This is a genomic window from Phenylobacterium sp. (assembly GCF_030698145.1).
Classification (GTDB): Bacteria; Pseudomonadota; Alphaproteobacteria; order Caulobacterales; family Caulobacteraceae; genus Phenylobacterium.
The window spans coordinates 26016-36283 of sequence record NZ_JAUYNW010000040.1 but is presented as its reverse complement, the minus strand read 5'-3'; the positions used below and the strand labels follow the sequence as shown (position 1 = coordinate 36283).

13 protein-coding genes are annotated in these 10268 nt (G+C 68.9%); 6 read left to right on the top strand and 7 right to left on the bottom strand.

Going from position 1 to position 10268, the window contains the following annotated elements:
- On the bottom strand, window positions 1-397 hold a 397-nt coding region (locus Q8Q77_RS05080; RefSeq protein ID WP_305581814.1), incomplete at its 3' end, for a cytochrome b N-terminal domain-containing protein.
- A gap of 5 nt (window positions 398-402) precedes the next feature.
- Complete coding sequence (gene petA, locus Q8Q77_RS05075) at window positions 403-957, bottom strand: ubiquinol-cytochrome c reductase iron-sulfur subunit (RefSeq protein WP_305581812.1); 555 nt, start codon at window positions 955-957, stop codon at window positions 403-405.
- 231 nt (window positions 958-1188) lie between these two features.
- Between petA and Q8Q77_RS05070 the strand changes: the two genes are divergently transcribed.
- The 4 genes from Q8Q77_RS05070 to Q8Q77_RS05055 are packed head-to-tail and all read left to right on the top strand — an operon-like array spanning window position 1189 to window position 3986.
- The gene (locus Q8Q77_RS05070; RefSeq protein WP_305581810.1) at window positions 1189-1641 is read left to right on the top strand and encodes a tRNA (cytidine(34)-2'-O)-methyltransferase; all 453 of its coding nucleotides are present in this window, start codon (window positions 1189-1191) and stop codon (window positions 1639-1641) included.
- 5 nt (window positions 1642-1646) lie between these two features.
- Window positions 1647-2525: an oxygen-dependent coproporphyrinogen oxidase gene (hemF, locus tag Q8Q77_RS05065; protein ID WP_305581808.1), complete on the top strand. Its 879-nt coding sequence runs from the start codon at window positions 1647-1649 to the stop codon at window positions 2523-2525.
- 11 nt (window positions 2526-2536) lie between these two features.
- On the top strand, window positions 2537-3376 hold the full coding sequence (locus Q8Q77_RS05060; RefSeq protein WP_305581806.1) for a polysaccharide deacetylase family protein: 840 nt from the start codon (window positions 2537-2539) through the stop codon (window positions 3374-3376).
- A gap of 1 nt (window position 3377) precedes the next feature.
- Window positions 3378-3986: a GNAT family N-acetyltransferase gene (locus Q8Q77_RS05055; RefSeq protein ID WP_305581804.1), complete on the top strand. Its 609-nt coding sequence runs from the start codon at window positions 3378-3380 to the stop codon at window positions 3984-3986.
- 4 nt (window positions 3987-3990) lie between these two features.
- Here the strand turns inward: Q8Q77_RS05055 and Q8Q77_RS05050 are convergent, their stop codons facing one another.
- The 5 genes from Q8Q77_RS05050 to Q8Q77_RS05030 are packed head-to-tail and all read right to left on the bottom strand — an operon-like array spanning window position 3991 to window position 7411.
- Entirely contained in the window at window positions 3991-4689 is a 699-nt protein-coding gene (locus Q8Q77_RS05050) for a type 1 glutamine amidotransferase (RefSeq protein ID WP_305581802.1), read from the bottom strand.
- Window positions 4686-5900: a CCA tRNA nucleotidyltransferase gene (locus Q8Q77_RS05045; RefSeq protein WP_305581800.1), complete on the bottom strand. Its 1215-nt coding sequence runs from the start codon at window positions 5898-5900 to the stop codon at window positions 4686-4688. Before Q8Q77_RS05045 ends, Q8Q77_RS05050 begins: the two co-directional genes overlap by 4 nt.
- A 26-nt stretch (window positions 5901-5926) precedes the next feature.
- Window positions 5927-6202, bottom strand: coding sequence for a hypothetical protein (locus Q8Q77_RS05040; protein WP_305581798.1), 276 nt, complete (start codon window positions 6200-6202; stop codon window positions 5927-5929).
- Entirely contained in the window at window positions 6195-6836 is a 642-nt protein-coding gene (locus tag Q8Q77_RS05035) for a CoA pyrophosphatase (protein ID WP_305581796.1), read from the bottom strand. The genes Q8Q77_RS05040 and Q8Q77_RS05035 overlap by 8 nt, the downstream gene beginning before the upstream one ends.
- Window positions 6833-7411, bottom strand: coding sequence for a DUF1285 domain-containing protein (locus Q8Q77_RS05030; protein ID WP_305581794.1), 579 nt, complete (start codon window positions 7409-7411; stop codon window positions 6833-6835). The genes Q8Q77_RS05035 and Q8Q77_RS05030 overlap by 4 nt, the downstream gene beginning before the upstream one ends.
- Before the next feature lie 309 nt (window positions 7412-7720).
- Between Q8Q77_RS05030 and Q8Q77_RS05025 the strand changes: the two genes are divergently transcribed.
- Together Q8Q77_RS05025 and Q8Q77_RS05020 are read left to right on the top strand one after the other, a co-directional pair.
- Complete coding sequence (locus Q8Q77_RS05025; RefSeq protein ID WP_305581792.1) at window positions 7721-9706, top strand: TonB-dependent siderophore receptor; 1986 nt, start codon at window positions 7721-7723, stop codon at window positions 9704-9706.
- Between the two features lie 40 nt (window positions 9707-9746).
- Entirely contained in the window at window positions 9747-10268 is a 522-nt protein-coding gene (locus Q8Q77_RS05020; RefSeq protein ID WP_305581790.1) for a YfiR family protein, read from the top strand.

Here is a 10268-nt window from a genome sequence, read left to right as displayed (position 1 = left end):
CGCAGCCCAGGATCCACAGCACCTCGCGCGGCGCCTTGTAGGAGCCGTAGTAGAGGTTGCGGATCATGTGGATGTAGACCGCCAGGAAGAACATCGAGGCGCCGTTGGCGTGCATGTAGCGCAGCAGCCAGCCGTAGTTGACGTCGCGCATGATGTGCTCGACCGAGGCGAAGGCGTGATCCACGTGGGGCACATAGTGCATGGCCAGGATGATCCCGGTCACCAGCTGGATGCCCAGGCAGACCGCCAGGACGCCGCCGAAGGTCCACCAGTAGTTCAGGTTCTTCGGGGTCGGGAAGTCGATGATGCTGTCGTACGCCAGGCGCACGATCGGCAGCCGGGTGTCGAGCCAACGCTCGATGCCGGTCTTCGGTTCGTAGTTCGAATGTCCGCTCATCGGTCTCAGCCCACCTTGACCTTGGTGTCGGAAAGGAACGCGTATTCCGGCACTTCCAGGTTCTTCGGCGCGGGGCCCTTACGGATCCGGCCGGACGTGTCGTAGTGCGAGCCGTGGCAGGGGCAGAACCACCCGCCGTAGTCGCCGCCGCCGAAGGTCGGCACACAGCCGAGGTGGGTGCAGGTCCCGACCAGCACCAGCCACTGGGCCTTGCCGGGCTTGTGCCGCTCCTCGTCCGTCTGCGGATCGCGCAGCTCGGCCTTGTCGTCCTTCACCGCCGCGGCGATTTCCGCCCCGGTCCGGCTGCGGACGAACAACGGCTTGCCGCGCCACTTCAGCGTGACCTGCTGGCCCTCGGCGACCTTGGTCAGGTCGAACTCGATGGACGCCATGGCCAGGGTGTCGCCGGACGGGTTCATCTGGTCGATGAACGGCCAGGCCAGGCCCGCGACGGCCCCGCCGGCGGCGACGGCCGCGGCGATGTGAATGAAATCGCGCCGGTTCGGGTCTTCACCCGCGGCATGAGTATCGGGATTTGCGCCCACGACGGTGTCGGCCACCTTAAAGCTACCCTTCGATCAGGGGCCGCGAAGCGCGGCCCTTCGGACCTTCCTGGAAAAATCCCAGTCGATCCCGCCTTCGACCCTGCCCAGACCTTCTGGTAAGGGGCCATCGGAACTTTCAACGCTGTTGCAAGGCCGGACCACCGGAATGCTCGTCGACCGAGGTCGCAACCCGCCTTCCGTGATTCGCCCCTTGCCCCGGCAAATCCCGTGGCTGGATCGCTTAGAATGCTGCTGGCGCTTTTTCAACCGGACATTCCGCAAAACCTTGGCGCGGCTCTTCGCCTCGGGGCCTGCATGGGCGTGCCCGTGCACGTGATCGAGCCCTGCGGCTTCCCCCTGTCGGACCGCGCAATCGCCCGCGCGGCCATGGATTACGGCGATCCGGCCGACGTGACCCGCCATGCCGGATGGGCCGATTTCGCCGCCCAGGCCCAGGGCCGGGTGGTTCTGTTCACCACCAAGGGCGCGACGCCCTTGCACGACTTCAGTTTCGAGACCGGCGATATCCTATTGTTCGGCCGCGAAAGCCTGGGCGTGCCGGATGAGGTGCATGAGGCCGCCGACGCGCGCGTGATCATTCCCCTCACCCCCGGCCGCCGATCGCTCAATGTGACGGTGTCTGCGGCGATTGGCCTCTCGGAGGCGTTGCGCCAGACCGGCCTATTCCCTAAGCCCTAGGCCCCATGACGACCCTGCCCCCCGAGATCGATGTCCGGCGCGGCCGCGCCAAGGAATGGTTCGAAGCCCTGCAGGCGCGGATCTGCGCGACGCTGGAGCAACTGGAGGACGAGGCGCCCGACGGCCTCTATCCTGGCGAGCCCGGCCGCTTCGACATGCGCCCCTGGACCCGTGAGACCGGCGTCGGCGGCGGCATAGGCGGACACCTGAAGGGCCGGCTGTTCGAGAAGGCCGGCGTCCACACCTCCGCGGCCCTGGCGCGCTTCTCGCCCGAGATGGCGGCCACCATGCCGGGCGCGGACAAGGACCCGACCTATGTCTCGGCCAGCATCAGCCTGATCGTCCATCCGCGCTCGCCCCGGACGCCGACCGTCCACATGAACACCCGCTTCCTGTCGACGGCCGAGAGCTGGTTCGGCGGCGGGGCGGACCTGACGCCCATGATCGAGGAGCAGCGCAGCCAGGAGGCCGACGACGCGGTCCTGTTCCATGCGGCCTTGAAGGGCGCCTGCGACGCCTTCGATCCCGAGTGGCATGCGAAATACAAGGCCTGGTGCGACGAGTACTTCTACCTGCCCCACCGCAAGGAGACGCGCGGCGTCGGCGGGATCTTCTACGACCGGCACAACAGCGGCGACTTCGAACGGGACTTCGCCTTCACCCGCGCGGTGGGCGAGGCCTTCCTCGACGCCTATCCCAAGATCGTCCGCCACCGCATGAGCGAGCCCTGGACCGACGCCGACCGGCAGGAGCAGCTCGTCCGCCGCGGCCGCTACGTGGAATTCAACCTGCTCTACGACCGCGGCACGATGTTCGGCCTGAAGGCCGGGGGAAACATCGAGACCATCCTCAGCTCGATGCCCCCGATGGTGAGCTGGCTCTAGAAAGGACCGCCGTGACCGCGAGCCTCGTCGAACGCCTGGGCTATGAACCCGACGCCAGGTTGCTGATCGTCAATTGCGACGACCTTGGCTCCAGCGCCTCGGCCAACCGGGCGACGGAGCAGGCGCTTGCCGGGGGTCTGGCCACCAGCGCCACCCTGATGGTCCCCTGCCCGTGGGCGCTGGACGGCGTGCGCCGCGGCGAGGCCGGCGGGATCGGCGTGCACCTGACGCTCACCTGCGAATATCCGGGCTATCGCTGGCGCTCGCTCACCGGGGCGGCCTGCCTGCACGACGCGGAAGGCTATATGCCGACCACCGCGCAGGCGGTCTGGGAAAAGGCCGACCTGGACGCCGTTCGCGCCGAATGCCGGGCGCAGATCGACCAGGCCTATGCCTGGGGCGTCGACGTCACCCACCTGGACGCCCACATGGGCACGATGCAGTTGGAGCCGGGCTACGGGGCCCTGTTCCTCGAACTGGCGGCGGCCTACGACCTGCCGGTGCGGATGATCGGGGCAAGCGTCGAACAGCGGCTAGGTTTGTCGTCCCGCGCCCAGGCGGACGAGCTGGGCCTGGTCTTCCCCGACAAGCTGGTGACCACCTGGGCCAAGCCTGCCAAGCCCACTTTCGAGGCGATCCTCGAGGACCTGCCGCCCGGCGTGACCGAGGTCTATCTGCACCCGGTCGAGGACGGACCGGAACTGCGCGCCTATGACCCGAACGCCCCGCAGATCCGCGTCGATGACCGGGAGTGCCTGCTGGATCCCGCCTTCAAGGCGCGGGCGGCGGAACTGGGGATCGTGCTGATCGACTTCCTGCCTCTTCGCGAGCTGCAGCGGGCGCGCGGCTGAGATGGCGGCGATCCGGCGGTTCCGGGCGGGTGACCTGCAGGCGCTTTACGACATCTGCCTGAAGACCGGCGACAGCGGCCAGGACGCCACCCGCCTCTATGCCGACCCTCGGATCCTCGGCGAGATCTACGCCGCGCCCTACGGCGTGCTCCAGCCGGACCTGGCCTTCGTGGCGGAGGACGACCAGGGCGTGGCCGCCTATGTGCTCGGGACCCCCGACACGCGGGCCTTCGAGGCGCGGCAGGAGGCCGAGTGGTGGCCCAGGCTGCGGACCCTCCATCCCGAGCCGCCGGGACCGCCCAACCGCGCCTGGACGCGCGACCAATGGCGCGCCTACCAGATGCACCATCCCTTCTCGGTCCCGCAGGCCGTGGTCGAGGCCGCGCCCGCTCATCTGCACATCAACCTGCTGCCCCGGCTGCAGGGCCAGGGCATGGGCCAGGCCCTGGTCGCCACCCTGACGGAGGCGCTGCGCGAGGCTGGAGCCCGCCAGGTCCACCTGGGCTGCGACGCCGCCAACCACCGCGCCCTGCGCTTCTACGACGTCTACGGCTTCAGCCGGTTCGACGAAGGCCGCGACACCGTCTGGATGATGCTCGACCTCGGCTGAGGGATCAGGCCGTCTCCAGGAACCGCTGAAGCCAGCCGCCGACCCGACGGCGGTCGTCGGGTTGTTCGTAGCTCATCACCGCGCGGTCGGCCTCGACGTCGGTATAGCGGCTGCCCCGGCGGTGCTCGATCAGGGCCTTGGCGTAGGCCGGTTCGAATTCGGGGTGGAGCTGGATCGAGATGGCGCGGTCCTGGCCATAGTCCAGCATGCCCAGCGGGCAGAAGTCGTTGCCGGCGAGCACGGTGGCCCCTGGCGGCAGCTCCACCACCTGGTCCTGGTGCGAGGCCGGCGCCGCGATGGGCTCGGCGGCGTCCATCCAGGCCCGGGCCTCGCCGATGCTGTAGCGGTGCAGGCCCACGCCCCATCCCTTGGGGGAGGCGATGACCTTGCCGCCGAAGGCCTGGGCCATGACCTGGTGGCCGAAACAGACGCCCACGAGCGGGACCTTGCCCTTGGCGGCGCGCAGGAAGTCCATCAGCGGGTCGATCCAGGGCAGAGGCTCATAGACGCCGGCCGAGGAGCCGGTGACCACATAGGCCTGGCAGGCGTCCGTGGCCCGCGGCAGCTCACCTGCGGCCACGTCGAAGGTCGCGTAGTCGTGGGCGTCCTCGCCAAACAGCCTGCGGAACATCGACGGATAGTCGCCGAACCGCTGGCGCACCCCGTCCGGCGGCGCGCCGGTCTCGAGGATGCCCAGCCTCAATAGGCCATCCCCTGCGCCACGGCCTTCAGCTTCTCGATGGCCGAGAACTTGTCGTCGATGAAGTCGTGGTCGATCCACCAGTCCTCCACCTCGCGCAGCACCTTCCCCACCATCGGGCCCTTGGGCACGCCGGACTTGAGCACGTCCTCGCCGGTCAGGGGGAACGGCGGCGGGGTCCAGCTCTCGGCCAGCGCCAGCAGGCCGCGCCACTGGTGGGTGGCGGCCGACTTGGTCACCCGCGACCACATGAGCTTGATCCGGTCCGAGAAGGCCTGCACGCCGATCTGGTAGACCATGCGGCGGCTCTCGCGGGGGCTCATCCAGGAGGTGATGCGCGGGGTCTTGCCCATGGCCGCCACCAGCCGGTCCTTGACCTCGTTGGAGAGCCGCAGGGCCTCGGCCGCCTGAGCCACGCCAATCTCGTTGTCGGGCAGCAGGGTGGCCAGGCGCAGGACGGGATCGTTGATGAAGAGTTGGTCGCTCTCGATCTCCACCAGGCCGTCGAAGGCGGTGAGGTCGACCGCCGAAGGTAGCAGGACGCTCAGCACGCCGGTCTTGGCCATCAGGGCCATGGCCGGCCGCGGCTCCTCGGCCGCCACCAGCTTCAACAGCTCCTTGGAGACTCGCTCGGCCGCCAGGCTGGTCACGGTGTCCTTGGCCGCGGCCACAGCGGCAAGGCCCGCGGCGTCGGGCTCGCCCTTGCCGTACCAGGCCAGGAACCGGAAGAACCGCAGGATACGCAGGTGGTCCTCGGCGATGCGCGTCGCCGGGTCGCCGACGAAGACGATGCGTCCGGCCTTGGCGTCGGCCACCCCCTGCCCCGTGGGATCGGTGAGCGCGCCGGCGCGGTCGGCATAGATGGCGTTCAGGGTGAAGTCGCGGCGGCGTGCGTCTTCCGCCCAGTCGGTGGTGAAGGCCACCACCGCGCGGCGGCCGTCGGTGGCCACGTCGCGGCGCAGGGTGGTGACTTCGAACGGCTGGCCGTCCTTCACCGCGGTGATGGTGCCGTGCTCGATCCCGGTCGGCACGGCCTTGATCCCGGCGGCCTCCAGCGCCGAGGTCACCTCGCCGGGGGTCAGGGTGGTGGCGATGTCCAGGTCGCCGACCGGCGTGTTGAGGATCGCATTGCGTACGCACCCGCCCACGAACCGCGCGCAGCCGGCGCCGCCCTTGGCCTCCAGCGCGTCCAGCACCGGCGCCGCCGTCGCCATCCAGGGCCTCAGTCCAATGCTCTGCGTCACTTGGCGGGCGCTTTCTTCTCGAAATGTCCGGGCGAAATATGGCCGCCCTCGGTGACCTCGGCGGGCACATAGACCTGGCCGCGGTTGTCGCCATGGAACAACGCCGTGGCCATCAGCGAAACCCCCAGCAGCACGCCCGAGACGGCCATCAGCCAGGTCCAGGGCGTCGATCCCATCTCCCGGCCGGTGCGGCGGGCCGCCTCGCGCCACAGGAACCAGCCGACGAAGGGTGTCGCCACCAGCAGCAGCCGCCAGATGATCACGCTAAGCAACGGCCGCGCCGTAGAGCCGGTCGTAGAGCGCGCGCAGCATCCCCGCCGTGGCGCCCCAGATGTACTGGTCCTCGTGGGTCATGGCGTAGAACCTGCGTTTCTGACCGTCGGGCGCCTCGCGCTCGTGCTCCTCGTAGTTCACCGGATCCATCAGGAAGCCGAACGGGGTCTCGAAGATGTCGGCCACCTCGTCGGGATTGGCGGTCAGGCTGAAGCCCTCGCGCACGAAGCCGACCACCGGCGTCACCAGATAGCCCGTGCCCGTCCGGTAGGGCGACGACAGCCCCGCCAGGGAGACGAAGTCGGGATGTAGCCCCACCTCCTCGTGGGCCTCGCGCAGGGCCGTTTGCCAGACGCTCTCGCCCGGATCGCAGCGGCCGCCCGGCAGGGCCACCTGGCCCGTGTGGCGGCGCATGGTGTCCGAGCGCCGCGTCAGCAGCACCGAGAAGCCGTGGTCGCGCTGGATCAGGCCCACCAGGACGGCGGCGGGCACCAGTTCGACCGGCTCGTTGGGAAAGGCGTTGGGCGTGAGGTCGAAGTCGGAGCTGGCCTGGGACGCCTCGCGTTCCTCCAGCGGGTCCAGGTGACGCTCGATCCAGGCGCGCAGTTCGCCGGGCGCGGAATGGGGGCTCACAGCCGGTGCGCCCCCGCCGGGCCCACGGGGAACCAGGCCCCGTTCGAGGCGACCCCCAGGCGCGGCCCCTCGGAGGTCTCGCGTTCCTGCGCCATCTCCACCAATTCGTAGAACACCGGCCGGGCGATCAGCGCCTCCAGCCCCCGCCGGACGTGCAGATAGGGCCTGGGCTCGCCGGTGGCCGCGCACATCTCGACGCGGATCTCGTTCTCCGGCCCGGCCTCGATCTCGTCGCCGACATTGGTGAGGAACTTCAGCGCCTCGCCTTCACGATCGACGCGGGTGGCGATGAACGGCGCGTCCTCGACGGTGATCTTCATCTTCTCCACCGGCGTCACCAGGTGGAAACCGTCGGGGTCCTTGCGCAGGACCGTGGAGAACAGCCGGACCAAGGCTTCGCGCCCGATCGGCGTGCCCTCGTGGAACCACAGGCCGTCCTTCTTGATGACGATGTCGATCTCGCCGCAATGGGCGGGATTCCATAGATGCACCGGCGGCAGGCCGCGCCCCGGGGCCTGGGCCTTGGCCGCGGCGATCACGCCTTCGAGACCGGGTCTTTCTGTCGGCTGCGTCATGGGGTGAAGGTAGGGGTCCGCGGGCGCCGCCTCAACGGCCTTGTTCCTGATCGGCCAAGCGCCGCCGCCGGCCTCCCCTTGTGCGCGAGACTTCTGAGGACGTATACTTTCACGTGTGTTGCGCGGTCGCGAATCGCCGCCCGCTCGCAAGGGCGAGATTTGATGCCCCGCGTTGCTGCTTGCCGACGGGGGATAATCTATCAATACAGAAACAATGGCCACGCTTGCCATTGCCTGTAAGACTCAGACAGACATCGGAAGGTTACGCGAGAATTTGTGCTGAAAATCTGTTAAGTATGGACAGGGTGGATGGGGCGACTTCGCCAGGGTGCAGGCAGACCAAGGGACCGCACGAGACTCGCCGCGCTCTCGGCGACGCTGGGCTTCCTTCTTCCGGTCCAGGCCTTCGCCATCGCGCAGGAGCCCTTGGCGTCGAACGCCCTGGCTGAACTGGCGAACCTTTCGATCGAGGAACTGGCCAATATCGACGTCTCGTCGGTGTCGAAGACCACCCAGCCGCTGAGCGACGCGCCCGCCGCCATCTACGTCATCACCCATGACGAGGTCATTCGCTCCGGCGCCACGAACATCCCCGACATCCTGCGCCTGGCGCCAAATCTGCACGTGGCGCAGATCACCGCCAGCAGCCACGCCATTTCGGCGCGCGGCTTCAATGGCAGCGCCGCCGATAAGCTGCTGGTCCTGATCGACGGGCGCAGCGTCTACACCCCCTTCTCCCACGGCGTGTTCTGGAACGCCCAGCACGTCCTGCCCGACGACATCGAGCGGGTGGAGGTGATCAGCGGCCCCGGCGCGACCCTGTGGGGCGCCAACGCGGTCAATGGCGTGATCAACATCGTCACCCGCCGATCGACCGAGACACAGGGCGGGGTGCTGGAGGTCGGCGCGGGCGATCTCGAGCAGCGCGCCAGCCTGCGGTACGGCGGCCCGCTCGGCGAAGCCCTGACCTACCGCGTCTACGCCGACGGCGTCGACTTCGCCCATGGCGAGACCGCCTCGGGCGCCGACGCCCGCGACGGCTGGCGCAGACGCCAGGCCGGCTTCCGGCTGGACTGGTCGGGCTCGGACAAGCTCATCACCCTGCAAGGCGACGCCTATCGCGGGACGGAACAGGCCGCCTCGGCCCATCAGGAAATCTCCGGCCACAACCTGATCGCCCGCTGGACCCATCCGACGCGCGGCGGCGGAACCCTGCAGGCCCAGGCCTATTACGACCACCTGGAACGCGCCGTACCCGGCCGGTTCCACAACCGCCTGAGCACCTACGACCTGGATGTGCAGCACAGTTTTTCGTGGGGGCAGGCCCACCAGGTCGTCTGGGGTGGCGGCTATCGTGTCACCAAGGACCACTTCCCCATCACGCCCACGCCGCCGCGCACCCAGTTCTTCGCTCCCGTCGGCCGCCGGCATGCCCTGACCAACCTGTTCGTCCAGGACACCGTCACCCTGAACCCGGCGCTCAAGCTGACGCTGGGACTGAAGCTCGAGGACGACCCCTATAGCGGCCTGGAGGCCCTGCCCACCGCGCGCCTGTCGTGGAAACCGACCGACACCTCGCTCGTCTGGGCCGCGGTCTCCAGGGCCGTGCGGGCCCCCTCGCGGCTCGACCGCGACTTCGTCGAGCTCACGGGCCTGTCGAGCACCTCGACGGTTCGGCTGACGGGACGCGATTTCCAGCCCGAGACCGTGATCGCCTACGAGCTCGGCCTTCGCGCCCAACCCTCGGCCCGGAGCTCCGTCTCGGTCTCCACCTTCTACAACGTGTACGACGACCTGCGCAGTTTCGAGCTTACGGGCGGCAGGCTGCCGATCGTGTTCGCCAACCGGATGGAGGGCGAGACCTATGGCGTCGAGGTCTGGGGCGCCTATCAGGTCACCGACTGGTGGCGGCTCTCGGGCGGCGCGAACTGGCTGCGCAAGAGCCTCCGCTACGAACCCGGCGCCAGCAAAATCGTCGGTACGCAGATCGCCGGGAACGATCCGACCTACCAGGCGTCGATACGCTCGATGATGGACCTCGGCCGTGGGGTCAGCCTGGACCTCGACCTGCGCAAGATCGGCGCCTTGCCCAACCCGGCGTCGCGGTCCTACGCCGAACTGGGCGCACGGATCGCCTGGGCGGTCTCGAGATCGCTCGAGATCTCCATCACCGGGGCCAATCTCCTCAACGATCATCACCCGGAATTCGGCGCGAGCAGCGCCAACGTCCAGATCGGCGCCGTCGGCGTCGAGTCCGGCCGCAGCCTGTTCATCGACCTGCGGTGGGGGTTCTAAGGTGGCCCCACGAAGTCTCCACCGCGCTCGGCGGGCGGTCTTGCTGGCGCTGATCGGCGCCATCGCCTCCGGAACCCCGGGACGGACCCAGACCAACGCCACCGAGGCCGCCGTCAAGGCGACCTATCTCTATAAGTTCGCGCCCTTCGTCCGCTGGCCGGCCTCGGCCTTTCCGTCACCGTCGAGCCCCTTCTACCTCTGCGTCCTGGGCAACGATCCGTTCGGCGCGGTGTTGAACCAGGCGGTGAGCGGCCAGCAGCTCGACGGGCGCCCGATGGCGGTCCGCCGGCTCCGGGGCGGCGAAGGCGGCGGCGGGTGCCACATCCTCTATCTGGGGGATGCAGGCGGCCGATCCACGGCGGAGGCGCTTCGCAACGCCAAGGGCGCGCCCGTCCTGACAGTGGCCGATCAGAACCAGGCCGTCCCGGGGGCGGTCATCCAGTTCATGGTCCGGAACGGCCGGGTACGCTTCGACATCGACCCCGCCGCGGCCGCCGCCAACGGCGTGACGATCAGTTCGAAGCTGCTCAGCCTCGCCGTCTCCGCCAGGCCGGGAGGATGA

What these genes read in the sequence shown, in the direction of transcription:
- Q8Q77_RS05070 (WP_305581810.1), top strand. Translation starts at nt 1,189, where the DNA reads ATGCTGCTGGCGCTTTTTCAACCGGACATTCCGCAAAACCTTGGCGCG.
- hemF (WP_305581808.1), top strand. Translation starts at nt 1,647, where the DNA reads ATGACGACCCTGCCCCCCGAGATCGATGTCCGGCGCGGCCGCGCCAAG.
- Q8Q77_RS05055 (WP_305581804.1), top strand. Translation starts at nt 3,378, where the DNA reads ATGGCGGCGATCCGGCGGTTCCGGGCGGGTGACCTGCAGGCGCTTTAC.
- Q8Q77_RS05045 (WP_305581800.1), bottom strand. Translation starts at nt 5,900, where the DNA reads ATGGCGACGGCGGCGCCGGTGCTGGACGCGCTGGAGGCCAAGGGCGGC.
- Q8Q77_RS05030 (WP_305581794.1), bottom strand. Translation starts at nt 7,411, where the DNA reads ATGACGCAGCCGACAGAAAGACCCGGTCTCGAAGGCGTGATCGCCGCG.
- Q8Q77_RS05025 (WP_305581792.1), top strand. Translation starts at nt 7,721, where the DNA reads ATGGGGCGACTTCGCCAGGGTGCAGGCAGACCAAGGGACCGCACGAGA.